Genomic DNA, 25334 nt, shown 5'->3' on the forward strand with positions numbered 1-25334 from the left:
TCAGAACGTGTGGTCGAGACCGTCGGTCGGTGACTGTGGGGTGGACGGCTCCAGCGGCAGCGGTTCGAACCCGAGCTTGCCGTGGTTGATCGGGAAGTACGCCGGCATCGTCCCGGTGGCGCGGGCATAGGCACACGCGATCGCGGCGAACGCCGGCGCCACCGCCAGCTCGCCGGCGCCGCTCGGATTGTCACTGGTGTTGGGCATGATGATGACCTGGACATCCCGCGGCGTGTTCCACTGCCGGGTGTAGAAGTAGTTGTCCCAACTGCCTTCGAGTGGCATCCCGTTCTTGATGTGCAGGCTCGACGTCAGCGCGAGCGCGACGGCGTCCTGCAGACCGCCGATCATCTGCGCTTCCAGCCCGCGGGGGTTGATGCAGAACCCGGGATCCACCACGATCAGCGCCTTGGTCACCCGCGGACCGCTCACACCGTCCGGAATGGGCCTGTTCACCGTCTCCGGCCGGCAGTCGATCTCGACCAGCGTCGCGACGGCACCCCGGTACTCCGAGTGCACCGCAACACCCTGCGCCATGCCTTTCGGCATTGCCTTACCCCACTGGCCGGCCTCGGCCGCCTTGTTCAGCACCGCCAGCAATCGCTGGTCCTTGAGGAAGTTGCGGCGGAACCGCACCGGGTCCTGGCCCATCTTCGCGGCGAGCCGGTCGACCACGAGCTCCTCGGCACACACCACGTTCGGCGAGTAGATGTTGCGCATGCTGCCGGTGTTGAACTTCAGCGGGATCTCGTTCAGCAGCTGCGTGGTGACACCGAAGTTGTACGGCGAAGACTGGCTGAGGGCGAAGATCGTCTCGGCGAACGAGAGGTTGCCCCCGACCGGCAGGTGGGCGGCGGTCGAGGTGATCATCTCGCCGAGCCCGTGACCGAATTCGGTCTGCACACTGGTGTGCCGCTGCTCGTAGCTGAGGACGTTGCCGGCCAGGTAGTTCACTCGGACACGCGACGTACACATCGGGTGCACGCGTCCCTGGCGGAAGTTGTCTGTCCGCGACCACGACAGCTTGACCGGCTTCCCCATCTTCTGGGAGATCTCCGCCGCTTCGGCTGCCACGTCGTGGAACAGGTGCCGGCCGAACGAGCCGCCGCCCTGGATGACGTGCACCTTCACCGCGTCGATCGGCAGACCGAGCTGCTTGGCGATGTCCTCCTGGGCGACGATCGGCACCTTGAGGCACGCCCAGATCTGCGCGCTGTCCGGGCCGACGTCGGCAATCGCGCAGTCCGGTTCCAAGGGGCTGTTGCTGGCGAACGCGAAGACGAACTCGGCGTCGATCGTGTTCGACAGCAGCGGCGGCACGGCCATCGGCAGCTGAGCCGCTCGGAGCTTCGCCAGCACCGAGGCATCGGACTCGTTGTCCACCGTCCCCGGACCCCAGGTCGCGTCGACCACCTGGATGGCGTCGATGCACTGACCGAACGTTTCGCCGCGGATCGCCACGCCATGGGTGATCGCCACCACGTCAGTGATACCGGGCATCGCACGTACGGCCGCGAGATTGTTGACCGACTTCACGGTGCCGTTGATCGTCGGCGGCCGGGCCACCATGGTCGGCTTGGCGTTCGGGATCTCCAGGTCCATCCCGAACTGCTTGCGGCCGGTGACGATGTCGTGAGCGTCGACGCGATTGTGCGGACGCCCGAGAACCGTGAACTCGAACCGGGGTTTGAGCTCCGCGGACACCGTGATCGTCTGCGAACTGGCGGCGGCCCGGGCCAACGATCCGTACGTCGCTGTCTGTCCGCTCGGTCCACTGATCACGCCATTACGCGTCGCCAGCTTGCCGGCCGGCACGCCCCACTGCGCGGCAGCCGTGTCCACCAGACGTTGCCGAGTGATCGCGGCGGCCGTGCGTACCGGGATGTACATGCTGCGCATCGAGTTCGAGCCGCCGGTCAGCTGATTCATCAGCAACTCCGGCCGCGCATCGGCGAGCCCGATGGTGATCTTGTCCATCGGCAGGTCCAGCTCCTCGGCGACCATCATCGCGATCGACGTCGTCACACCCTGGCCGACCTCTGCCCTGGGTACGGCGAAGAACGCGGTGCCGTCGGTCTTCAGCTCGACCGAGATCAGGCCGGAGGTGGGTAAGGCGGCAAGGTTCTGCAGATCACCGAGGTCGAAGATGTCCTCGGGTTGCGGCAGCGACGGTACGGCGGCATCCGCCGGCCGGGTTTCCGCCGAGTCGGCGATCCAGCTCACCCCGACCGCCAGGGTCGGCGCGGCGAGCAGATACCCGAGGACGCGACGACGTCCCAGCAGGCCGCGCTCGCCGGTCGGCTGCTGTGTTGACTCGTCCGGCGACCGACGGTGTTCGGCCATCAAGATTCCTCCGTGTTCGACCAATGCTGGGAACGCAGTCTGACAGTGTGAAAGGTGTGGCGGCATGGCCGGAACGCCTACGTTTGGGCCAACCGCACTGTGCACAACGCACAGCCTCGGAGCTCAGTGAGGCCGTGGCGGGAACAGCCTGATCGCCCGGATCGCGAGGCCGAGATCCAGGTGGGACGCGGCGTCGGTGAGGTCGCGGCCGGTGATCTGATGGATCCGGTGGAGCCGGTTGATCACCGTGTTCCGGTGGCAGTACGCCAACTCGGCCGTACGCCGGACCGAACCGCCCGCGGCCACCCATCTCTCGAGGGTGTCGAGCAATAGTTCACGTTCGGCTGCCGGGACTTCCATCAGCGGCACCAGCCACGTCTGGACGAGTTGTTCGGCCAACTCCGGGGCGCTGAGCAACAAAGCTTCTGGAAGCCGTTCGGTCAGCGACGCCACCCCGGTCTGACCAGTCGGCAGAGTTCGCCGGGCCAGCGTCGCCTGACGATACGCGACATCCACATCGGCAAGCCCGGAGACCACGCCTGACAGGCCCGCGGGCGCGCGTACGGCGTCGCGCAGTGATCGGAGCACGGCGTCCTGAGATTCCTTGCCCAGGGCAAGCAAGCCGACAACCGTGTGGGTCCGCACCTGCCACGCCGAGGCGACCCGGACGCCGGCCAGCCGCCGCCGCAGCGACGCGACCGTGCACTCGTCGTCGACCAGGTTGTCGATCGCGACCACGGCGTACGGGCCGATCACCGGGACGTCGAGGACGGTCGCCACCTCCTGGACGAACGTCCGGTCCTTCGCGCGGCCGTGCAGCAACCCTTCCCAGAGCATCGATCTGCGGCGCTCGTCGGCGCGGACGAGTTGGCGCTCCGCGGCGTGATAGGCGGCCGCGACCTGCGAGGACGTGTTGTCGACGACCTCCCAGACCTTGCTCGCGACATCCAGCAGGGCATCGGAGTCGTCAACGCCCTGCGCACGGGCCTCGTCGATCAGCGCCTCCCACACCAGCCGGCCACCGAGACGGAACGAGCGGAGCACATCATCCAGCGGCATCCGCTGCTCGGCCCGGCGCCGCCCGGTCTCCCGCGCCGCGTCGAAGTAGTCCTCGGTTGCGGACCCACCCAGCCGGCGGTCCGTGGCGGCGACCATCTGCACAACCCGGGCGACGTTGTCATGACATGACCGCCACAGGTCATCCGGCGGAACCGCGTCCACCTCGCGATAGGCAGGGTTCTGCGCGTAGATGGTTTCCACCAGCGCGTCGGTCACCGCAGGCAGGTGGAGCAGCAGGCTCCCGGCCAGCGACTCCGCGGTCCGCGGCGCCACCGGCAGCGCGACGTCCCGACGTGCCACCTCACTCATAGTCGGCACAGCATCGCACACCGTCGCCAAACCGCACAGTCCTCGCGCCGCGGTCGCCTCGACGCTCCGTTGCCTGTGGAGGCCGCTGCGGCGTAGCTTGACAGACGGGGAGGGGCACATGGTGAACGCCGGGGCGCCGAGGCTGGAGGCACGATTCTGGCGAAGTCGACGGTCGGCAGCCGTCGCAGGCATCGCATTCGGGGTGCTTCTCCTGACGGCGTTGACGATGGTCCGCGTCGCACTTTCGGCCGACAGCCTTCAGTCGCTCGAATCCGACGCAACGCGACTGCGGCTGATCCGGATCAGCCTCCACCTCGTGCCGTTCGCCGGAATCGCCTTTCTGTGGTTCATCGGCGTCGTTCGTGATCAGCTCGGCGACGTCGAGGACCGGCTGTTCTCCACCGTCTTCCTGGGCAGTGGACTGCTCTTCCTGGCCATGCTCTTCGTTGGCGCCGTCAACGCGTCCAGCATGACGACGATGATCGCGGGATCCGAGGTCAACCCCGACATCTGGGCGTTCGGCCGCACCAGCACGCAGGCACTCATCTCCGTCTACGCCATGCGCATGGCCGCGGTGTTCACGATCTCGGTGAGCACCGTGGGGCTGCGCACTTCGGCCTTCCCCCGGTGGTTGGCGATCCTCGGTTATCTCAACGCGGTGCTGCTGCTCGTGGCTGCCGGTGAACGCAAGTGGACCCAACTGGCCTTCCCGGCCTGGGTTCTCCTCGTCAGCGTGGTCATTCTCTTCACCCGCCCGCGAGCCCGTGAAGTCGCCGCTGAGCAGACGGAGACCCCGTCTTGATGGCGTAGCCCCGAGGCGCCGGCCCCCGGGGAGATCGCCGTACGCCGTGCTGCCACCACACCTGTGAAACGGGCACGGCATCCTTCGCGAATCGCTGGACACTGCCCGGATGCCGGGACTACTGTCTCACTTCAACCAATTCTATTCACCGTGAGAATAAATGACGAAGCTGGTACGAGGCAGTGCCGGGACCCGGATGGCCAACCGCGGCGCGATCATCGCCGCGCTGCTGTCCGAGGCCGGGATCGACCGACGGCAACTGGTCGAGCAGACCGGACTGAGCTGGGCCACCGTGGCCCGGATCGTGGACGAACTGCTCGCTGACGGGCTGGCCCTGGAGCAGCACAAGATCGTCCGGGACGGCCCGGGCCGGCAGGCCGCCGCGCTCGGGTTCAACCCGCGATCCGGGCTGGTCTGCGGGATCGATCTCGGCGGTACGTACTGCCGGATGGTGATCGCCGACGGGATCGGTTCGGCGATCATCCGCTGCCGGGACGAGACACCGCGAGAGCTGGAGGCCGCCGCGCTGGCGTCCTGGATCGCGACCCGCGTGCTCGGTCTGGTCGAGCGGTACGGCGACGGCGTACCGCTGACGTCCGTGGCGATCGGCCTGCCCGGTGTGGTTGCCTCGACCAAGGATCGGGTGGTCGGCGCGTTCAACCTGCCACAGATCCTCGGGACCACCTTCGTCCGGACCGTCGGCGCCGAGCTCGGCGTACCGACGATCATCGACAACGACTCCAACCTGGCTCTGCTCGGTGAGCTGCACTACGGCGACCTGCCCCGGGACGAGACCGTCGTCCTGCTCAGCCTGGGCACCGGTCTCGGCTCGGCGGTCGCCTTCAATCGGCAGGTGCTCGCCGGACCCGAGGGTCTGCTCGGCGAGTTCGGCCGCCTGCGGTTGCCCGGCCGCAAGGAACGGCTGCGGGACCTGCTGTCCGGTGCGGGCCTGCTCGCTCTCGCCCAGGCGGCCGGTCATCGACTCGCCAAGGCCGACGACGTCTTCGCCGACCCGGACCGCTTCGGCGGTCTCGTCGACGAGATCCACGAGGCGCTGCTGCACTTGGTGTCGATCGTTGCCCTGGCGTACGAACCGAGCACGGTCGTCTTCACCGGCGGCTTCTCCGGAGCGTTCAGCGACTCCGCCCTGCAGACCGTGAGCACCGAGACGTACGAGACCGTCGGCGTTCACAGCGACCTGCGCCGATCCGTGCTCGGGGACTCCGGCGGCCTGCTCGGTGCGATGGCCGCGGCCCTGAGCGGCTACTACACCGCGATCGGGGTGGCCAGCCATCAGGTCGCCTCGATCACCACCTCCGCCCCTGACGTCGTGGCCTCGCTGGACGGCTGCGCTGTCGATCAACCAGCGAAAGAGGAACCAGCATGACGCGTTGCAAGACGTTGGCTGTCATCGCATCGATCTCGGCCGCCCTCACCACCCTGGCCGCCTGCGGCGGAGCGGGTCCGAGCAAGTCGGCGCCGACGAACGAGCTGACGGTCTGGATGATGACCGGTGGCCCGGGTGACAACAAGATCATCCAGAACGTCACCGACCAGTTCCACCAGAAGCATCCCGACGTACAGGTCAAGGTCGAGGTGCAGCAGTGGGACAACATCGTCACCAAACTGACCACCGCACTGGCCTCTGACAACCCGCCCGACATCGTCGAGATGGGCAACACGCAGACCCCGATGCTGACCGCTTCCGGCGCACTGGCCGAGCTGACCGCGGACAAGTCCGGCTTCGAGTCGTCCGACCAGTGGCTGGCCGGCCTGGCCGGGCCCTCGACGTACCAGGGCAAGCTCTACGCGGCGCCCTTGTACGGCGGGACGAAGGTCGTCATGTACAGCAAGAAGATGTTCGCCGCCGCGGGCATCGCCAAGCCGCCCGCGACTCTGGACGAGCTCGTCGCCGACTGCGGGAAGCTCGCCAAGGCGCACACCTCGACCCCGAACTTCTCGGCGTTCTACATGCCCGGCCAGTACTGGTTCGCCGGGATGCCGTTCCTGTTCGGCAAGGGCGGCAAGATCGCGACCGAGAACGACGGCAAGTGGGCCGCGGAGATGAGCAGTGCCGAGAACCAGGCCGGCCTCGCGGAGTGGAAGAGGTTCCAGAACGCCTGCTCGACACCGTCCTCGATCGGCGCGAACACCGACAGCCCCGACCAGGACCAGATCTTCGCCGACCAGAAGGCCTCGATGATCTACGTCAAGGCCTGGGAACCGGGCGCGGTGAAGGAGATCAACGCCAAGGCCGCCGCGGACGCGGGCTACTTCATCATGCCCGGCTACCAGGCGGACTCGCCGCTGCCGGTGATCGTGGCCGGCTCGACGATCGGCATCGCCTCGAACAGCCCGAACAAGGAGATGGCCGTCGACTGGCTGAAGATCGTCACCGGCAAGACGTTCCAGCAGACGATGACCCAGACCATTCACCAGCTCCCGGTCGTCACTGCCTTCCTCCCCACCCAGGACGTGCCGGACGTGCTGAAGCTCGGCGCCCAGGCGGCGACTGTCAGCCAGGCGCTGCCGTCGACACCGGGCGAGGCGACCCTGGAGACCGAGAGCTACAACGAGCAGTTCTTCTCCAAGATCGCCAAGGGCAGCGACATCGCCAAGGCCGCCGAGGACTACGACAAACACGCCACCGAGGCCTTCAACGCCCAGTCCGGCCAGCGCTGACGGTAGCGGCTGATGACCTCGCTCATCCAGGCACCGGAGACGGGAACCGCCACGCCGACGCCACCGCGCGCCGGCCAGGCCGTCCGGCCCAACCGGCTCGCGCGGCTCACGCCGTACGGGCTGGTCGGGCCGGCGGTGATCGCGTTCGTGATAGTGCTCGGCTATCCGATGGTCCGGCTGATCTGGCTGTCGGTGCAGGACTTCGGGCCGCGGTCGCTGTTCACCGGGGAGGCGCCGTTCGTTGGCCTGGGCAACTTCACCCGGGTGCTCGGTGACGCTGACTTCTGGCACGTCCTGCTCCGCACCCTGATCGTCAGCGTGGCCTGTGTCGGCACGCTCATGGTGATCGGGTTCCTGCTCGCGTCGCTGCTGCGGCAGGTGTCCGGGTGGGCCCGGGTGATGCTGTCGGTCTGCCTGGTACTGGTCTGGGCGATGCCGATGGTGTCGGCGGCGATGATCTGGCGGTGGCTGTTCGAGCCGCAGTACGGCGTACTGAACTGGGTCATCACGCAGCTCCGCGTCTTCGGTGACTTCTCCGCGCACGACTGGTTCTCGTCGCCGGGTCAGGCGCTGTTCCTGATCATCGCCCTGATCGTCTGGAAGGGGGTGCCGTTCGTGGCCCTGACCCTGTACGCCGCGATGGGCCAGATCCCCGACGACCTGTACGAAGCGGCCGGCCTGGACGGCGCCGGGCGGTGGTCGATGGCGCGCCATATCACGCTGCCGATCCTGGGCCCGGTGCTCGCCGTACTGGTGCTGCTCGAGGTGATCTGGTCGGTCAACTCGTTCACGCCGTTCTGGGTGCTCACCCAGGGCGGCCCGGACGGCGGTACGACGACGCTCGGCGTCTACTCGTACCTCGAGGCCTTCACCCGCAACGACTACGGCGGCGGCGCGGCCATCGCGATCGTCACCGTCCTCCTGCTCGCCGTCCTGGCCGTGCTCTACGTACGACGGTTGTTCGCCCAGGGCGAGGTGACCGCATGAGAAGCAAACGAGCACTCCCCAACGCCATCGCCGTCGTCGTCTCGCTGATTGTGATCTTCCCGGTCTACTGGATGTTCGCGACCGCGCTGAAGCAGCCCGGCAAAATCCTGTCGGCCACACCGGAGTTCATCCCCTGGCCGCTGAGCCTGGAGAACTTCCACACAGCTCTCACGCACGGCTCGTTCCTGCGCTACGTCGGTAACTCGTTGCTGGTCTCGGTGTCGACAGTGCTGATCGCACTCTTCATTGCGCTCGGCGCCGCGATCGCGCTGGCCCGGTTTCGGTTCCTCGGCCGCCGGGCGTTCCTGGTCGGCCTGGTGCTGGTTCAGATGGTGCCGGGGTCGGCGATGGTGATTCCGCTCTACCTGATGCTGCGCTCGGTCGGCGCGATCGACTTCGTGCCGGGTCTGATCATCACCTACATGACGTTCGTGCTGCCCTTCACGATCTGGACCCTGCGCGGCTTCGTGGCCGGCATCCCGCTGGAGCTGGAGGAAGCCGCGATGGTCGACGGCTGCGGCCGGTTCGGCGCCTTCTGGCACATCCAGCTCCCACTGCTGGCCCCGGGCCTGGTGGCCACCTCGATCTTCGCCTTCATCAGCGCCTGGGACGACTACCTGTTCGCCTACGTGTTCCTGAAGTCGCAGAGCAACTACACGCTGCCGGTCTGGCTGGTCTCGTTCCAGACGTCCGACGGTATCGACAACGGCGCCACCATCGCGGCGTCCGCGATCTTCTCGCTCCCGGTGCTGATCGTCTTCCTGCTGATCCAGCGTCGGCTGGTCGGCGGGATGACCAGCGGCGCCGTCAAAGGCTGATTCCCCTACTGGAGGATGTAGTGAACCCCTCAGAGCTCAACCGGCTTGCCCACGGCGTGTTGTTCCCCGCGCTCGGCCGGCCGCACGTACCGCACTGGGTCCGGCCGCGGATCGAGGCCGGCCTCGGCGGCTTCACGATCTTCGGCCGGGACATCGTCGACGGCGACCAGTTCCGGGAGCTGGCCGCCGAGCTGCACGGGCTGCGGGACCACGTGCTGCTGTCGATCGACGAGGAAGGCGGCGACGTCACCCGGCTGGCGGACCTCGGCGGGTTCTCGATGCCCGGCAACCGGGCGCTCGGCGAGTTGAACGACCTCGAGCTGACCCGGCAGGCCGCCTTCCAGATCGGCCTGTCGCTGGTCGAGGCCGGGATCGACTGGGATCTGGCCCCAGCGGTCGACACGGCCGTCAACCCGCTGAGCCCGAACGGGATCCGCTGCTTCGGCTCCGACCGCGACCTGGTCAGCCGGCACACGGCGGCGTGGGTGGAGGGCCTGCAGGCGGCCGGGGTCAGCGCCTGCGCCAAGCACTATCCGGGCCACGGCATGAGCGGGACCGACGCGCACCTGGCGACGCCGCTCGTCGACGTGTCGCGGGAGGAGCTGCTGGACAGCTACCTCGATCCGTTCCGGGCGGCGATCGCGGCCGGGGTCGACAGCATCATGGTGTCGCACGACCTGGTGCCGCAGGTGGACGACGTACCGGCGACGATCAGCAGGGTGCTGCTCACCGACATCCTGCGCGGAGAGCTCGGGTACGACGGGGTGGTGATCACCGACGCGCTGGAGATGTACGGGATCGCCGACGTGGCACCGTTGCCGGAGGCCGCCGTACGGGCGATCGAGGCCGGGGCCGACGCGCTCTGTCTCGGGTCATGGGCGTTCCTCGACGACGTGGACGTGGCGGCGGCGGCTCTGGTCGATGCGGTCGAGAGTGGGCGGTTGCCGTTGGAGCGGTTGCAGAGCGCCAACGATCGGCTTGCTCGGCTCGGGACTCGGCCGAAGGCGGAGGTCGCGTTGCGGGACAACGTGCTGGGCTCGCAGCTTGCCGACCAGGTCGTGGTGACCCACGGGGATCCGGTACTGCGGAGTGACGCCGTACTCATTATCCGGCTGGAGCCGACGCACTCCCCCGCAGCGGGTTCGTCGGGCTGGGGTGTGGAGACGCTGCTGCGCGACGCCGGGAAGGTTGTCGAGAGCATCGGGTTGTCGGGGCAGACCTACAACGGCCCCGGGATGGCTCGGGCCGGCGTCGGTGAGTTCCGGTCGGAGCACGGCGCCGACAGTCAGGTCGTGCTGATGGTTCGGGGCGCACACCGCTTCGACTGGCAGGAGAAACTCATTGGTGAGTTGCAGAGCCAGCACCCGGACATGATCGTCGTCGACATGGGCGTTCCCGGCACGGACTACTCCGGCTTCGCCGGCTGGATCCAGACCTTCGGCAGCGCCCGGGTCTGCGCCGAGGCTGCCACCCGCCGCCTGCTCGGTTGATGATCACTGTCGTCAACGCCCGCATGTGTACGCCGGCCTTGCTCGAGGGCTGGCTACAGCTGGACCAGGGCGTGGTCACCGCCCTCGGTCCGGGGCAGCCGCCCGGGGCTCTTGATCCGGCCGAGCCGGGCCATGAAGTTGTTGATGCGGCCGGGAGATGGGTGCTGCCCGGCCTGGTCGACACCCATTGCCACGGCGGCGGCGGAGCTGCCCTCTACTCAGGCAACCCCGACGACGTGGTCCAGGCCGCCCGTACGCACTTGCTGCATGGCACCACCACCTTGGTCGCCTCAGTCGCGACCATGCGGCTGGACCGCATGCTCGCCGCGGCCCGTGCCATCGCAGCGGCCTCCGCTCCGAACATCCGCGGCATCCACTTCGAAGGCCCCTTTCTCTCCCACCGCCGCCCCGGCGCCCAGACAGAGTCCGCCCTACTCGCCCCGGATGAGCAGGTCTTCACCCAGCTCCTCGAAGCCGCGGACGGTCTGGCGCTGTCGATGACGATCGCTCCCGAACTTCCCGGCGCCATCGACCTCATCCGGCGCCACCACCACGAGATCACCTTCGCCGTGGGCCACACCGACGACGACGGATCCCACACCCGTGAGGCGTTCGACGCCGGCGCCCGGACCGCGACCCATCTCTTCAACGCGATGCCGACCATGACCCATCGCCAGCCCGGCCCGGTCGGCGTCGCCCTCCTGGACGACCGCGTCGCCTGCGAACTGATTGCCGACGGCACCCACCTCTCCCCCGAGGCCCTGGCCGTCGCCACCCGGACCGCAGGCCTGAACCGAACCATCCTCGTCACCGACGCCATGGCCGCAACCGGGCTGGGAGACGGCGACTACTCGTACGCCGACCGCCACGTCACCGTCCTGGACGGCGTCGCGAAACTCCGCGACACCGACACCCTGGCCGGCTCAGTCCATTTCCTGTCCGACGCCCTGGCCAACGTCGTACGCCTCCTCGGCCTCACTCCCCCGCAAGCCGCCGCCCTCGTCTCCACCAACCCCGCCCAGCACTACGGCTGGGGAACCCGCGGCACCATTGCCGTCGGCAACCCCGCCGACCTGGTTGTCCTTTCGGAAAACCTCACCGTCGATACCGTCTACCTGGCAGGCCGTCTACAGCGCGGCTGACCGGTCCCGCGCTCGTGGTCCGTTTGGCCGGCTTGTCAATCCTTGCTGTGGGTTGCTACCGCTCGGACCGGTGGGAGTGCGGGCGGTTGGCTACCGGTTGGAACCATCCGCCGTACTGCCTCCGGTATCGCGCCGACCGTGAACGCGCGGACGGCCTGCCCGACGGACACGGTGACGAACGACGCCACGGTCGGAACGTCGGCTGGGAGCGGAATGAGGTAGTCCCCCGAGTCGAAGTCGGAGTCGGTGACCCGCATCGACGTGCTCGTCGGTTCGGGAGGCGTGAAGGACGTGGCCCACCAGGCCTCGACCACCACTCGGGCCGGCTCCTTCAGGGTGAGCTGCACCGTTCTCTTCGTGGTGTCGTAGGCCACGGCGTCGTCGTCTGGTGCCGTCGACGTGACGCCCTCGACCTGGGCCGCGATGAGGCCTGCGATTCCGGCGAGTCCCTGGACGAAGGTGACGTGTCCGTTGTCCTTGGAGATCTCCCGGCTGAGGTGCCGCTTGGTGTCAGGCGGGACCATCCCACCGAACACGACGACATCGATGCTCGTGGTGTCGTACTCCGTCAGCACCTCGTCGAACTGGTTTGTCGCGTCCGCGTGGAAGCCTTTGCTCCGCAGGATGCCGGCAGCGTCGAGGATCACGCTCGGACTCCTGCCGACGATCAGAACGCTGGTGATTGATGTGTCCATCAGCCGGTCTCCCAGAATCTTGAGTGTTGGTACGGCCAACATAGCAAGTGTTGGCCGCGCCAACAACTGGTACCGTCTACGCATGATGGATCACGCGCCGAGTCGTACCCCCGCTCGCGTCAAGGATCGTCCGACCTGGCTCATCAGCCGGACCTTCGCGCGCTCGTCGGGGCTCCTCGCCGCTGGGTTCGAGTCGTACGGCCGCGGGCTTCGCAGCTACCACTACCGCCTCTTGGCCGCGCTCGAGGAGTGGGGACCTGCGAGCCAGGCCGACCTGGGCCGCGGGACCGGAATCGATCGCAGCGACGTCACGGCGGCCCTGTCCGAGCTCGAGTCACGTCGGCTCGTCGAGCGGTCGGTCGACCCCGAGCACAAGCGCCGCAACATCGTCACCATCACCCCGGCCGGCGTCGCACAACTCCTGGAACTGGACGACGTCATCGACGCTGTTCAGGAGCAGGTCCTGGAACCCCTGACCAACGCGCAACGGCGCCAGTTCATCACCTTGATGGCAAAGCTGCTGGCACCCGAACACAACCCGTCGACGGAATGACCACTTTTCGTTGTCAGGGAACGCGGATGCGGTTGTTGCGAGGATTGTGTTCGAGTTCGGCCAGGCCGAGCTCCTCCAGCAGCGGCGGGATGTACATCGCGAAGCGCCCCCGGTACCCCTTGCGCAGGCCGTACCAGCCCCCGACCGGGTTGCCGTCGGCGCGCCCCCAGGCCTCCAGCGTCCCGTCCTTCGCCGGCTTCCCCTCGTCCGCGCTCCCCAAGTCCATCCAGTCACCGTGCGTCTTCAACATCGCGGGTACGTCGTCCAGACAGCGGGCGAGGTACCGCAGTTTCGTCGAACCGACCTGGCACACCAGCTCCGCCGGTTCCGCCGTGTCATCACGGTAGATGGTGAATTCCGACGTACCGGGTGGCGTCTTGAGAACCCACGGATCCTCCGAGGTACCGCTTCCGCTCATGTCATTCCTCCCCTTCTGCTTGCTTCGACCTCTCCCCACTGCAGAAGGTACGCCTGCACGGTGCCGGGCTGTGTACTGAAGGATTAGAGTCATCTAACCTCAGGGTGTGACACCACAAACTGTCCGGCAGCCGATCCGTTGTTGCGAGATCGACCAGACCGAAGCGGTCGAGGACTACCTCCGAACCATCTTCAAGCTGGCCGGCCGCGACACCCCGGTGACCACGTCCGCGCTGGCCGAACGACTGGGGGTCACGGCGCCGACGGTCTCGGCCATGCTGAAGCGGCTGGAAGCAGGCGGCCTGATCACTCGATCCGCCAGCCGTCACGCGAGGCTCACCCCGCACGGTGAACTGCACGCGACAGAGGTGACCCGTCGGCATCGGCTGCTGGAGACATTCCTGGTGCAGGTCCTAGGACTGTCCTGGGACGAGGTGCACGTGGAGGCCGACGTACTCGAGCACAGCCTGAGCGAGCGGCTGGAGAGCCGGATCGACGCCGTACTCGGACACCCCACCCACGACCCGCACGGCGACCCCATCCCCTCCCGGGTGGGCGAGCACGTCGAGGCCTGGACCACCCCGCTGGCCGCCACCGCGACCGGCAGCCGGTTCCGGGTGGATCGGGTTGCCGATGACGACAGCGACGCCCTGAGGTACCTCGCTGACCGGGGAATCGTGCCGGGAGCCGAGCTGGAAGTACTGACTCAGGAACCGTTCGGCGGACCGCTCTGGGTGCGGATCGGCCCGAGCACCCACGCGCTGGGGCAGGCGCTTGCCCAGACCGTCCACGGTGAGCGTGTCTGATGCCCGCGGCATCCCGGCGCCGGGTACTCCTGGGCGGGGCGGGCGTCGCCCTCGGCGCGATTCCCGCGCGGCTGCTGACCGACGACGCGGACCCTGGGCCGCCCCCGGCTCACCCGGAAGGGCACACCCACGGCGGCGGGGTCAGCGGGCCGGCCTTCCGAGGCGGTCCCGTCGACCACGTCGCCAACGGGTTCAACCCGAGCGAGGTCCTCCGGGACTTCGACTACGGCAAGGTCTCGAAGCTCCCGAACGGACGGACACTGCGCGAGTGGGAGATCTTCGCGAACGATCGCGAGCTCGAGGTCGCGCCCGGGGTGCGGTTCCCGGCCTGGACGTTCAACGGGCGCGTTCCGGGTCCGACGCTGCGCTGCCGGGCGGGTGACCGGCTGCGGGTGCGGTTCGTCAACGGCTCCGCCCATCCGCACACCATGCACTTCCACGGCATCCATCCCGCGGAGATGGACGGCGTACCCGGCCTTGGCAGAGGGGTGATCGAGCCGGGCGGCGACTTCGTCTACGAGTTCGACGCCGAGCCGTTCGGCCTGCACCTGTATCACTGCCACGTCGGGCCGTTGGCCGAGCACATCGCCCGCGGCATGTACGGCACCTTCATCATCGACCCACCCCAGCCGCGCCCGCGGGCCGACGAGCTGGTGATGGTGATGCACGGCTACAACACCACATTCGATGGCGAGGGCAACCAGCTGTACGCCGTCAACGGGATCCCGTTCCACTACATGCAGGAACCGGTCCGGGTGAAGCGCGGCGAGCTGGTCCGGATCTATCTGGTCAACATCTTGGAGTACGACCCGATCAACAGCTTCCACGTGCACGGGAACTTCTTCGATTACTACCCGACCGGCACCCGGCTGGAGCCCAGCGAGTACACCGACACCGTCGTACAGGCGCAGGGCCAGCGGGGCATCTGCGAACTGCGCTTCCCCTATCCGGGGAAGTACATGTTTCACGCCCACAAGAGCGAGTTCGCCGACCTCGGCTGGATGGGGTTCTTCGAGGTGACCGAATGACCGCGCCGAGGCCGCGCACGCGTGCACCGGTCAGGGTACTCGCCACCGTGGCGGTAGCGGCCGTCGTCGCCGGCCTGGCCGCGCTGCTGCTGCTCAGCGGCCGGAGCCTGCCCGAACGAACCGGACCTCCGGTCGAGCAGGTGGCCGTCGAACGGATCGTCCTGGCGCCGGGCATCATCGAACTCACCGTGCGCAACACCGGCCCGGATCCGGTGCAAGTCGCCCAGATCTTCGTCAACGACGTCTATGTCTCGTTCACCGGTGCCACGCAGCCACTAGGCCGGCTCGCGACCGACACAGTGCGGATCAACTTTCCTTGGCAGGACGGGCAGCCCTACCGGGTCTCGCTGCTGACCTCGACCGGCGCCGTCCTCGAGCACGAGATCCCAGTCGCGGTCACGACTCCGTCGACCGGACCTGACCTGCTGGCCTTGATGGCGCTGCTCGGAACCTACGTCGGCATCATCCCGGTCGTTCTGGGCATGGCATTCCTGCCTCTCCTGCGCCGCGCGGGCCGGGCCGCTGTCCGGGTGCTGCTGGCGCTGACCGTCGGGCTACTCGCCTTCCTCGCCGTCGACGCCACGCTCGAAGGACTCGAACTGGCCGATGAGTCCGGAGGCGCTTTCGGTGGATCACTGCTGGTCTTCCTCGGCGCTGCCTTCGCCTTCCTCGCACTCACCGCGGTCGACCGCTTCCTGCACAGCCGGACGTCGCACCGAACCGACCAGGAACCGGATGGCAACCGGCTCGCGCTGATGATCGCGATCGGGATCGGACTGCACAACCTCGGCGAGGGTCTCGCGATCGGTTCGGCCTACGCCATCGGCGAACTTGCCCTGGGTGCCGCGCTCGTCGTCGGTTTCGCCCTGCACAACACGACCGAAGGCCTGGCAGTCGTCGCGCCGCTGACTCACCAACGGCCCGGGGTGATCCGCCTGCTCGGACTCGGGCTGCTCGCCGGCGGTCCGGCGATCGTCGGCGCAATGGTCGGCGCCACCGTGGCCAACGCCGCGCTCTCAGCGTTGCTGCTCGGCCTCGGCGTCGGCGCCATCGTCCAGGTCGTGATCCAGCTCGCGCCCGGCCTGCGCACCCAGACCGGCCGGATCCTGAGCCCCGCGACCATCGGTGGCCTGTCAGCCGGGCTCGCCATCATGTACCTCACCGGCCTGTTCGTCGCAGCCTGACAGTCCATGTCTGACACGGCAGCACCTGAGCTAGGCGATCCTGCGGCGGTACGTGGCCATGGCGAAGATGTACGCGACGACGAGGGTGCCGACACACCAGGCGAGAGCGACCCAGATGTCGGTGCCGACCGGCTGCTGTGCGAACAGGTCGCGGATGGCGTTGACGATCGACGTCACCGGCTGGTTCTCGGCGAACGCGCGTACCGGCCCTGGCATGGTCTCGGTGGGAACGAAGGCCGAGCTGATGAACGGCAGGAAGATGAGCGGGTAGGAGAACGCGCTCGCGCCGTCCACGGTCTTCGCGGTGAGGCCTGGAATGACGGCGAGCCAGGTCAACGACAGGGTGAACAAGATCAGGATGCCGGCGACCTCCAGCCACGCCAGCACTCCCGCCCCCGAGCGAAAGCCCATCAGCAGAGCGACGAGTACGACGACCACGAGCGAGATCAGGTTGGCGACCAGCGACGTCAGTACGTGGCCCCACAGCACGCCCGACCGGGCGATCGGCAGGGACTGGAAGCGCTCGAAGATCCCGCTCTTCAGATCCATGAAGAGCCGGAACGCGGTGTAGGCGACGCCGGAGGCGATCGTGATGAGCAGGATGCCGGGCAGCATGTAGTTCACATACGAATCCGACCCTGCCTGGATCGCACCGCCGAAGACGTAGACGAACAGCAGCATCATGGCGATCGGCGTGATCGCGGTCGTGATGATGGTGTCCGGGCTGCGCGTGACGTGGCGCAGCGATCGTCCCAGCAGGACGGCGGTGTCGCCGAAGAAGTGCGTGCTCATTGTCGCTCCCCAGTTGTCGTACGGTCGTCGCCGACGATCGCGAAGAACACGTCCTCCAGGGTCGGCTGCTTCTCGACGTACTCGACCTTGGCGGGCGGGAGCAACTGCTTGAGCTCGGCGAGGGTCCCGTTCACGATGATCCGGCCCTGGTGCAGGATCGCGATCCGATCGGCGAGCTGTTCGGCCTCGTCCAGATACTGCGTCGTGAGCAGCACCGTCGTACCCTTCCCGGCGAGTTCCTTGACGCTGTTCCACACCTCGAGGCGCGCCTCGGGGTCGAGCCCGGTCGTCGGCTCGTCGAGGAAGATGACCGGCGGACTCCCGATCAGGCTCATCGCGATGTCCAGCCGGCGGCGCATGCCACCCGAGTACGTCGCCACCTTCCGCGCCGCCGCGTCGGTGAGCGAGAAACGCTCGAGCAGGTCATCCGCGATCTTGGCCGGGTCCTTGAGGTGCCGCAGCCGGGCGATGAGTACGAGATTCTCCCGCCCGCTGAGGATCTCGTCGACGGCGGCGAACTGTCCGGTGAGGCTGATGGACTCCCGCACGTCGTCCGACTGCGTGGCGACGTCGAAGCCATCGACACTCGCCGTCCCCGCGTCGGCCTTGAGCAGCGTGGACAGGATTTTCACGACCGTGGTCTTGCCCGCGCCGTTGGAACCGAGCAGGGCGAAGATGCTCCCCCGCGCGACCTCGAAGTCCACGCCGCGCAGCACCTGCAGCTCCCTGTACGACTTCTCCAGCCCCTGCACCTGGATCGCCGGCGATTGCTCTGTCACTCGCAGAACACCTGCATCTTGGTGTCGGGGTCGTCGAGGTCGACGGTGACCTCGTCGAGCTGGTCGATGAGGTCCTCGAGGTCCTTCGGCTTGAGCTCGGCCAGGTCGATCGGTACCCCTGCTTTGGTCAGCTCCGCGTTGGCCTTGGCGAGCGCCTGCGGAGGGATGAAGCTCGCGAGCCGGACTCCGGCCCGCAGCAGCTGTAGCGGGACCCGGATGTTGATCCGCGTTGGCCCCTCAGCGCCGGAGCTGTCGTGCATCACGAAGCGCAAGTACTTCGGTCGGGGCTTCTGGCGGGACGCGGCTCCCGGCGGCGACTCGGGCTCTTGCCGGGCGAGGGCGTCGATCAGCCGCTCGGCCTCCTCCGCGGTGATCTTGCCCTCGGCCAGCATCTGCAGGACCTGACGGCGCTGCTCGTTCATCGTTGCTCCTTGACCTGACTCAACTGACGCTTACCAGCACGGCCGTCCGGCCGTCTTCGAGCTCGAACCGGGCGCCCCGCAGCGCGCACAGCAGTTGGCCCACGCCGCGCAGCGCACCCAGCGGCTCGATCCGGAAGATCAGGCAGGCCACCAGTCCGGCCAGCACGATGAGCAGCAGCAACGGTGACAGCACCAGCAGCACCGGCACGACGGGGATGTACAGCCGCAGCCAGCGGCCATCGGTACGGCGATAGCGCACCGTCACCAGCTGCGGAATCATCGGGGCCGCTCCAGCTCGGCCAGCGCCTCCTCGGCACTGATCTCCCCCCGCCGCAACCGGTCGACGACGTCGGCGCCGGTCGGCGCCGGGTCGGTGTCGACGAAGTCGAGGCTCTCGGCGATCCGGTTCAGCCGGGACTTGATGGTCGGGTAGCTCACCCCGAAGAGCCGCTCCATCTCCTTGATCGAGCCGTGCGACCGGACGAACGCGGCCACGAACACCTGGTCGTCGACGCTGAGCCGAGCCAGTTGCGGCGGCTCGAACTGCCCCTCGATCGCGACGCCGCTGCCGGCGAGGCGGACCCGCTCGACCACGAACTCCTGTCCGCGCGTCAGGTCCGTCAGCTCCTGCCAATCCACGCTCAGCTCCTGTCCTCGACCTGACTCTCTTCAGTTGTACATTGATTTTCTTAAGATCTCAACGCAGAAATCTTAATTTTTCTGAGCTTAGCCCACATGGACCCAGGGACGGTTCGAGCGGGTGGGTTCTGCGCGGCGGAGGACTTCGCGAGTGACCGGAGGTACGTCGCCCTCGCCGGAGATCAGGTAGCGGAGCAAGAAGTAGAACGGGTTGCCCTCGGCCCAGGCGAAGTAGATGTGGGGCATCACGTTCCACTCGTCACGGATCTTCAGGAGCAGGGCGGCGATCGCGTTCGGAACGCTCGGGCTCTCCACCGTGAGGATCTTGTAGCCGAAGCGCTCCTCGCCGCGGACGTCGAGCTCGGTCTCGAACTGCGAGGCGTCGGTCAGCGTCACCTCGAGGAACAGGATCGGCAGTCCCTCGGGCAGGTTGCGCACCTCGCGCTGCTCGGCTTCCTTGTCCTGGTACTCCGCCTCGTCACGATCGTCCGGCTCGTTCGCGATCACCCGCAGCTCACCCGCCTCGGCGGCTTCGGCGATCATCCGGCAGGCCTCCTCGTCGAACCGGACCTCGGTCGCCCGCAGCTCCAGGGATCGGGTGGCCCGCGAGATCAGCGAGGTGACGATGATCGCGACGATGAAGAAGGACGCGATCTGCACACCGTCCGGCCGCTCGATGATGTTGGCGATCGCGGTGTAGAGGAAGACCAGGCTGATCACGCCGAACCCGATCGCCTTCGCCTTCTCGCCCTTGCGCCGCGCGGACAGCGTCACCGCGATCGAGGCCGACAGGATCAGCACCAGTACGCCGGTCGCGTACGCCCCACCCTGGGCGTCGACATCGGCCTTGAAGAGCACCGTGATCACGAACGCGATCAGCCCGAACACGATCACCAGCGGCCGGGTCGCGCGAGCCCAGTCCGGAACCATGCCGTAGCGAGGCAGATAGCGCGGCACGATGTTCAGCAGGCCGGCCATCGCCGAGGCCCCGGCGAACCACAGGATGAGAATCGTGCTGACGTCGTACACGGTCCCGAACACACTGCCGAGGTGCTCGTGCGCCAGGTAGGCCAGCGCGCGACCCGAGGCTTGGCCGCCTCTCTCGAACTCGTCCTTCGGGATCAAGACGATCGTGGTGAAGCTGCTGGTGATCAGGAAGCCGCTCATGATCAAGGCGGCGGTGGTGAGCAGCCTGCGCGCGTTCCGGATCCGTACGGCGGGATGCGCCGGATCGTCGTCCGCGGAACCCTCGACCTGCGGCATCACCGCCACGCCGGTCTCGAAGCCGGACAGACCGAGCGCGAGCTTGGGGAACACGACCAGGGAGATGCCGATCATCACCCAGATGTTGGAGTGTTCGGTGGTCAGCATGCCGCGCCAGTTCGTCACCAGCTCGGGAGCGGTGATCACGTTCCAGAGTGCGTCGCCGACCACGATCAGGTTGAGGCTCAGGTACACCACCACCAGCACGACGGCGATCCCGATCGCCTCACCGAAGCCACGCAGGAACACCCCGGCGAGCAGCGCCAGCAGGACCAGGGTGATGATCACCTCCTTGCCCTCGAACCAGTGCGGCACGTACGGGTTCTCGACCACGTGCGCGGTCGCGTCGGCGGCCGACAGCGTCATCGTGATGATGAAGTCCGTAGCCATGAAGCCGAGCAGGACCAGGATGGTGAACTTGCCCTTCCAGCGGCCGAGCAGCCGATCCAGCATGGCGATCGAGCCCTCGCCGTGCGGGCTCTCAGCCGCCACGCGGCGATAGACCGGCAGCGCTCCGAACAGAGTGAGCAGCACCAGGATCAGCGTGGCGAGCGGTGACAACAGGCCAACAGCCGCAGCCGCGATCGCCGGCTGGTACCCCAGCGTCGAGAAGTAGTCGACACCGGTCAGGCACATCACCTTCCACCACCGGTGGGTCGGATGCGGCGCCGGCCGATGCGGCCCGGCATGCCCAACCGGGCGGTCATGCAGCAGCCAACCAACGAGCCGCCCATGAACCGGAGGTGGCGCGCCGACAGTGTCCGCAGGCGCGTCGTTCTCACACGTTTCTGTCACCGCCCGGAGCCTAGCCAGACAAAAGCACCGGACTCGCCGTCTCTAACACCCCTCTAACAGACCCGGACGCATGTCACTTCGAGAGCCCAACGGACATTTGTACAAGACGAATCGTCGGCTTCCGCGCATCCTGAGGTGCATGAGTGAGTACGTCCAATACCTGCACGGCATGCACGTCGTCCGCGACGGCTCGCGCCAAGCGCCTCCGATGGTGTTCATCCACGGCTCGGGCGCGTCCGGTACGACCTGGGTGCCAGTGGTCCCGGCGCTTGCCGAGCACCACGACGTTGTCCGGGTCGACTTGCCGGGAATGGGTCACTCCGGGGCCGGGACGTCGTACGACGTGCCGACGCAGGCGACCCGGGTGGCGGACCTGATCGACAGCCTCGGGGTCGGACCCGTGACTGTGGTCGGGCATTCGAGCGGTGGCTATGTCGCCACTTCGCTCGCAGAGCAGCGTCCTGAGCTGGTGAAGGCGATCGCCTTGATCAGTACCGGGCCGAGCCCCGGCGCACTTCGTCCGCAGCCTGCACGCCTGCGGGCCCTCACCCGCCCGCCGCTCGGCCGGCTTGTCTGGGCGCTGCGTTCAGACAACCTGATCCGCAGGGGAATCAGGGTGACCTGCGTCCGTCCGGTGGACATCCCGAACGCCCTGGTCGCCGAGGTCCGAGGGCTGCCGTACCAAACCTTCGTCACGGTGTTACGCCACAACGGCGAGTACATCGCGGAGCGAAGCGTTCCCGACCGGCTCTCGAAGCTCGACGTACCGGTGCTGGTGGGTTTCGGTGCTGCCGACCCGCGGTGGGATCCGGCGTCGGCGCACGAGTACGACCTACTGCCGAACGGGCGGGTCGAGATGCTGCCAGGAATCGGGCACGTCCCGATGCTCGAAGCGCCCGAAACAACAAGCAAGCTGCTGCTCGACTTCACGGCGCCGGGCCGCTGACACCAGGCCTGGCATCGTCACATGCCACCGATCGGGACACGGCTTGACTGGGCGCTGGTTGACGTCGCGGTCCCGCGTCAAGCAAGTCGGCTGCCCGGCGTCAGCATGGCCGGATTCCGCCATCGCGCCCAGGCACTCGTGGACATCGCGATGGTCGCGCACCCGTCGGTCACCCTCATCGTCGACCTGAGCGACGGTGAAGGCATCGTGTATGACCTCCACGGCCGGCGAGAGAAAGGCAGCGTCTTCATCGGGCTGCTGCCTGGCGACCTGCGGGCAGCCGGGACGATGGGCGATTGCCTCCAGGTTCGCCTTTCACCGATCTCGGCAGCCATGCTGTTCGGCACCTCGATCGACCTCACCGGGACGGTGGCCGCCCTCACCGACGTGTGGGGACCCCACTTCGAGGAGCGACTGCGCCTCGCACCGTCATGGAACCAGCGATTCGACATCGTCGTAGATGTCCTCGGCCGGCGACTGAGCACGTCCCCCTCCCTTGATCCGGAGGTAGTCCACACCTGGCGACGTACGTCGACCAGCCGAGGCCGCCTGCGGATCGAACACCTGGCGGACGAAACCGGTTGGAGCCGCAAACGCCTCTGGTCCCGCTTCCGCTCCCAACTCGGCATCACCCCCAAACGAGCCGCCCAACTCGTCCGCTTCGACCACGCCGCCCACCTCCTCGCCGCAGGCCACTCCCCCGCAACCACCGCCGCGGACAGCGGCTACGCCGACCAGTCCCACCTCCACCGCGAAATCACAGCCTTCGCAAACACGACCCCCACAGCCCTGGCCGCCGCCCCTTGGCTAGCCATCGACGACATCGCCTGGCCAACAACCTCAGTCAGGTCTTGCTCTTGCGTGTCCTCGGCTTGCGAGTGGCGGGATGCGAGCCGTTGCCGTTTCCCTCGGACTCGGGCTCGGCCGCGAACGGAATGAACGGCATGGTCAGCGGGAGAGCCGCCAGCCGCATCAGGAGCAGAACGTTGTCGTCACCGGCGGTCTTGTTGAGCCGGAGGCGACCGCAGTTGATACACCGGTGGATGAGAACCCAACGGCCCTCGCCGCGGACCGTGACCGCGATCGGCTCCATGCCACCGGCGCAATCGGCCTTGCGGTCACCCGGGACGTTGCGGTCGAGATGACGCGACCACAGGCAGCTCGGGCAATGGTTGCGATGGGTGGTTCCGGGGGCGTCGAGCGAAACCTCTACGCCGCAGTGCTCACAGCTGAACGAACGTGCGAATGCCAAACCAAAGAACCTTTCAGAGAAAAGCTACGGGACAAGACACACATGGGCTTCCCTCCTTCCGGTCCGCGCCGGCTCATCCAGCGCACCGCCCACAGCAGACCAGCACCCGTCCATCAGTGTCAATCGATTAACTGCCGAGTCCCATGAAGCTTGATCTCATCGGACGGTAGAAAGACAGAGTGGCAACCAGGAGCAACACACAGGCCCTGGCCGATGAACTGACGCGACGAATCCCTGCTCTGCTGGGAGAACACGGACTCCCCGGCATCGCGATCGGGATCTGCAACCCGACGTCGGTCCTGTGCCTCACCCAAACGCCACCGACCTACGCCAACATCAGACTCCACCCACACTGAGCCCGGTGGAGTTGCCCCCCGGGTTTCGAGAGGGCAACTCCACAGCCGGGACGCCAACCCGTCAACTCGGGTCGGCTCGAGCTAGTGGCGGGTCACTGCGGCGTAGGCATCGACGATGCCATGGCCGTAGAAGCCGTTGAAGTTCCGCGTGCCCTCGCAGAGCGCGTTGAACTCGGCCGGCCGCCCTTCGTTGGTGTAGATCTGCAGCGGCGGGTTCGGGCACGCCCGGGCCTGCGCCGTGTCCATCAGGATCCGGCCGACCTTGTCCGGGTTCATCCCGAAGTCACCGTGGCTCTTCTTGCCGTACTGGCTGACGATCAGCGCGGCCACACCGGTGGCGTGCGGCGACGCCATCGACGTGCCCTGCAGCACGAAGTAGTACCCGCACTTGGTGTACTCCGTGACGCCGGCCGGGCACTGCTTCTGCGCGCCGGCCGCGACCCCGGCCGGCGTGATCTTGCCGGCTGCGTCGACCAGCCCGGCGACCTGCAGCGCGTTCACCGGGTACGTCGACAGGATCAGGTTCTCGTTGGTCCGGAACTGCGGCGTCCCGAAGAAGTCGCGGAACCATCCACCGGGCGCGGACACCTCGATCTGCTCCAGGCCGTAGTTGGAGTAGTCGGCCTTCGTCGTCGACGGTCCGAGTGCCGACACACCGATCACGTGCGGACCCTCGACCGGCAGGTCGACACAGGTCGCGTTGTCGATCGGGCGCGGGTACGCAGTGTTCAGCGGGAAGTCCGGGCTGCTGATATCCGTGCGCGGCTTGCCGAGGTCCTCGTGGTTGTTGCCGAGCGAGCCGACCAGCGTGACGCCGTGGTTGTGCGCGTAGTTCAGCGCCCGGTTCATCGCCCGGATGATGGTGCGCTGCTCGGCCTGTGCCTCCGGGCTGTCCGCCGGGTTGGCGGTGCAGTTGTAGAGCCACGGGTCAACGTAGAACGACATGTTTACGACGTCGAGTCCGACGTCACCGGCGTACGTGAGTGCGTCCGTGACTGGGCCGAGGAACAGGAAGCCGCTGTCCTGGCCGCCGCGAATCTCGACCAGCGTCACGTTCGGCGCGACGCCGGAGACGCCGACGCCGTTGACCGCGGCACCGATCGTGCCGGCCACGTGGGTGCCGTGACCACTGTCGTCCCAGCCGACCGGGTCGACACAGCCGCGGAACTCGCACACGCCGTCGATCTCCGGGATGTCCGGTGCGAAGTTGCGGGACAGCTTCCAGTCGAAGTTCGGCGCGATGTCCGGGTTGCGGGCATCGATGCCGGAGTCGAGCACGCCGACCTTGACCGACTTCTTGCCCGGCTGGACCTGGCGCGCCAGGTCGGAGCGAACCATCCGCAGACCCCACAGTTGCGCGTCGAGCGGGTCCATCCCGACGGTCTTCTTGACCTTCGCGGCCCCGGCCTTGCCGGTCCCGCCGTTCTCGCGCTCGACAGTGCGCGGCTTCTGCTGCGGCACCGTGCCGATCGGCCGGCTGCGGGCCGCGCCCGCGACGGCGCTCGAGGCGGACACGCGGGTGACGAACCCCGATGCGGCCGCGCGCACGGTCAATGTGCCCAGATGCGCATTCTCCTTGACCACTTCACCGCCGGCGGCCTTGACCGCCGCGATGGCCTGGTTACGGTCCGCCCCCGCCTCGAGCAGGACCAGGTACTCGGTGTCTCCACCAGTGACTCCGGCACCGGCTGTGACCGGTACCGCGAGCGTGGCGGCGACCGGGGCGATCGCCCCGGTCACCGCGAACAGACTTCTCCGGACGTCTCTCACGAGGA

At 67.5% G+C, this 25334-nt stretch carries 25 protein-coding genes; 13 read left to right on the forward strand and 12 right to left on the reverse strand.

Features of this window, described 5'->3' with window-relative positions:
* Positions 1-2343: a molybdopterin cofactor-binding domain-containing protein gene (locus AB0E63_RS26355; RefSeq protein WP_360371556.1), complete on the reverse strand. Its 2343-nt coding sequence runs from the start codon at positions 2341-2343 to the stop codon at positions 1-3.
* Between the two features lie 123 nt (positions 2344-2466).
* Positions 2467-3711, reverse strand: coding sequence for a helix-turn-helix domain-containing protein (locus AB0E63_RS26360; protein ID WP_360371559.1), 1245 nt, complete (start codon positions 3709-3711; stop codon positions 2467-2469).
* A gap of 118 nt (positions 3712-3829) precedes the next feature.
* Here AB0E63_RS26360 and AB0E63_RS26365 point away from each other — a divergent pair, with 118 nt between their 5' ends.
* The 7 genes from AB0E63_RS26365 (at position 3830) to AB0E63_RS26395 (ending at position 11632) form a co-directional block, all read left to right on the forward strand.
* The gene (locus AB0E63_RS26365; protein ID WP_360371562.1) at positions 3830-4513 is read left to right on the forward strand and encodes a hypothetical protein; all 684 of its coding nucleotides are present in this window, start codon (positions 3830-3832) and stop codon (positions 4511-4513) included.
* Positions 4514-4673: 160 nt separating this feature from the next.
* Positions 4674-5900: an ROK family transcriptional regulator gene (locus AB0E63_RS26370; protein ID WP_360371565.1), complete on the forward strand. Its 1227-nt coding sequence runs from the start codon at positions 4674-4676 to the stop codon at positions 5898-5900.
* Entirely contained in the window at positions 5897-7195 is a 1299-nt protein-coding gene (locus tag AB0E63_RS26375; RefSeq protein WP_360371568.1) for an extracellular solute-binding protein, read from the forward strand. The genes AB0E63_RS26370 and AB0E63_RS26375 overlap by 4 nt, the downstream gene beginning before the upstream one ends.
* 12 nt (positions 7196-7207) lie before the next feature.
* Positions 7208-8182 carry a sugar ABC transporter permease gene (locus tag AB0E63_RS26380; RefSeq protein WP_360371571.1) on the forward strand — a complete coding sequence of 325 codons (975 nt, stop codon included), beginning with the start codon at positions 7208-7210 and terminating at the stop codon, positions 8180-8182.
* A complete protein-coding gene (locus tag AB0E63_RS26385; protein WP_360371574.1) occupies positions 8179-9000 on the forward strand; it encodes a carbohydrate ABC transporter permease in 822 nt (273 codons plus the stop codon). Before AB0E63_RS26380 ends, AB0E63_RS26385 begins: the two co-directional genes overlap by 4 nt.
* A 20-nt stretch (positions 9001-9020) precedes the next feature.
* A complete protein-coding gene (locus AB0E63_RS26390) occupies positions 9021-10490 on the forward strand; it encodes a glycoside hydrolase family 3 N-terminal domain-containing protein (protein WP_360371577.1) in 1470 nt (489 codons plus the stop codon).
* Positions 10490-11632, forward strand: coding sequence for an N-acetylglucosamine-6-phosphate deacetylase (locus tag AB0E63_RS26395; protein ID WP_360371580.1), 1143 nt, complete (start codon positions 10490-10492; stop codon positions 11630-11632). The genes AB0E63_RS26390 and AB0E63_RS26395 overlap by 1 nt, the downstream gene beginning before the upstream one ends.
* A 35-nt stretch (positions 11633-11667) precedes the next feature.
* Here AB0E63_RS26395 and AB0E63_RS26400 read toward each other — a convergent pair whose 3' ends face one another.
* Positions 11668-12327, reverse strand: a complete 660-nt coding sequence (locus AB0E63_RS26400) for a hypothetical protein (RefSeq protein ID WP_360371583.1) — start codon at positions 12325-12327, stop codon at positions 11668-11670.
* Positions 12328-12409: 82 nt separating this feature from the next.
* Here AB0E63_RS26400 and AB0E63_RS26405 point away from each other — a divergent pair, with 82 nt between their 5' ends.
* Complete coding sequence (locus tag AB0E63_RS26405; protein ID WP_360371586.1) at positions 12410-12880, forward strand: MarR family winged helix-turn-helix transcriptional regulator; 471 nt, start codon at positions 12410-12412, stop codon at positions 12878-12880.
* A gap of 13 nt (positions 12881-12893) precedes the next feature.
* Here the strand turns inward: AB0E63_RS26405 and AB0E63_RS26410 are convergent, their stop codons facing one another.
* Positions 12894-13298, reverse strand: coding sequence for a DUF6855 family protein (locus tag AB0E63_RS26410; RefSeq protein WP_360371589.1), 405 nt, complete (start codon positions 13296-13298; stop codon positions 12894-12896).
* Positions 13299-13404: 106 nt separating this feature from the next.
* On the opposite strand from AB0E63_RS26410, the gene AB0E63_RS26415 reads away from it, so the two are divergent.
* The 3 genes from AB0E63_RS26415 to AB0E63_RS26425 are packed head-to-tail and all read left to right on the forward strand — an operon-like array spanning position 13405 to position 16315.
* Entirely contained in the window at positions 13405-14103 is a 699-nt protein-coding gene (locus AB0E63_RS26415) for a metal-dependent transcriptional regulator (RefSeq protein WP_360371592.1), read from the forward strand.
* Entirely contained in the window at positions 14103-15131 is a 1029-nt protein-coding gene (locus AB0E63_RS26420) for a multicopper oxidase domain-containing protein (RefSeq protein ID WP_360371595.1), read from the forward strand. The genes AB0E63_RS26415 and AB0E63_RS26420 overlap by 1 nt, the downstream gene beginning before the upstream one ends.
* Positions 15128-16315: a ZIP family metal transporter gene (locus AB0E63_RS26425; RefSeq protein WP_360371598.1), complete on the forward strand. Its 1188-nt coding sequence runs from the start codon at positions 15128-15130 to the stop codon at positions 16313-16315. The genes AB0E63_RS26420 and AB0E63_RS26425 overlap by 4 nt, the downstream gene beginning before the upstream one ends.
* 30 nt (positions 16316-16345) lie before the next feature.
* Here AB0E63_RS26425 and AB0E63_RS26430 read toward each other — a convergent pair whose 3' ends face one another.
* The 6 genes from AB0E63_RS26430 to AB0E63_RS26455 form a co-directional block, all read right to left on the reverse strand.
* Positions 16346-17107, reverse strand: a complete 762-nt coding sequence (locus AB0E63_RS26430; protein WP_360371601.1) for an ABC transporter permease — start codon at positions 17105-17107, stop codon at positions 16346-16348.
* Complete coding sequence (locus tag AB0E63_RS26435; protein WP_360371604.1) at positions 17104-17886, reverse strand: ATP-binding cassette domain-containing protein; 783 nt, start codon at positions 17884-17886, stop codon at positions 17104-17106. Before AB0E63_RS26435 ends, AB0E63_RS26430 begins: the two co-directional genes overlap by 4 nt.
* Positions 17883-18308, reverse strand: a complete 426-nt coding sequence (locus tag AB0E63_RS26440) for a hypothetical protein (RefSeq protein ID WP_360371607.1) — start codon at positions 18306-18308, stop codon at positions 17883-17885. Before AB0E63_RS26440 ends, AB0E63_RS26435 begins: the two co-directional genes overlap by 4 nt.
* Positions 18309-18327: 19 nt before the next feature.
* Entirely contained in the window at positions 18328-18588 is a 261-nt protein-coding gene (locus AB0E63_RS26445; RefSeq protein WP_360371610.1) for a hypothetical protein, read from the reverse strand.
* A complete protein-coding gene (locus AB0E63_RS26450; protein WP_360371613.1) occupies positions 18585-18947 on the reverse strand; it encodes a DUF2089 domain-containing protein in 363 nt (120 codons plus the stop codon). The genes AB0E63_RS26445 and AB0E63_RS26450 overlap by 4 nt, the downstream gene beginning before the upstream one ends.
* Before the next feature lie 87 nt (positions 18948-19034).
* Complete coding sequence (locus AB0E63_RS26455) at positions 19035-21005, reverse strand: amino acid transporter (protein WP_360371616.1); 1971 nt, start codon at positions 21003-21005, stop codon at positions 19035-19037.
* Positions 21006-21144: 139 nt separating this feature from the next.
* Here AB0E63_RS26455 and AB0E63_RS26460 point away from each other — a divergent pair, with 139 nt between their 5' ends.
* Positions 21145-21951: an alpha/beta hydrolase gene (locus AB0E63_RS26460; protein WP_360371619.1), complete on the forward strand. Its 807-nt coding sequence runs from the start codon at positions 21145-21147 to the stop codon at positions 21949-21951.
* Between the two features lie 21 nt (positions 21952-21972).
* Positions 21973-22890 (forward strand): helix-turn-helix domain-containing protein, encoded by a 918-nt coding sequence (locus tag AB0E63_RS26465; protein ID WP_360371622.1) that lies wholly within the window; start codon positions 21973-21975, stop codon positions 22888-22890.
* Here AB0E63_RS26465 and AB0E63_RS26470 read toward each other — a convergent pair.
* Both AB0E63_RS26470 and AB0E63_RS26475 read right to left on the reverse strand, forming a co-directional pair.
* A complete protein-coding gene (locus AB0E63_RS26470; RefSeq protein ID WP_360371625.1) occupies positions 22796-23203 on the reverse strand; it encodes an RNHCP domain-containing protein in 408 nt (135 codons plus the stop codon). The genes AB0E63_RS26465 and AB0E63_RS26470 overlap by 95 nt on opposite strands.
* A gap of 437 nt (positions 23204-23640) precedes the next feature.
* Complete coding sequence (locus AB0E63_RS26475) at positions 23641-25329, reverse strand: S8 family serine peptidase (RefSeq protein ID WP_360371628.1); 1689 nt, start codon at positions 25327-25329, stop codon at positions 23641-23643.
* Between the last annotated feature and the right edge of the window lie 5 nt (positions 25330-25334).

It is taken from the genome of Kribbella sp. NPDC026596, assembly GCF_040638415.1.
GTDB lineage: Bacteria > Actinomycetota > Actinomycetes > Propionibacteriales > Kribbellaceae > Kribbella.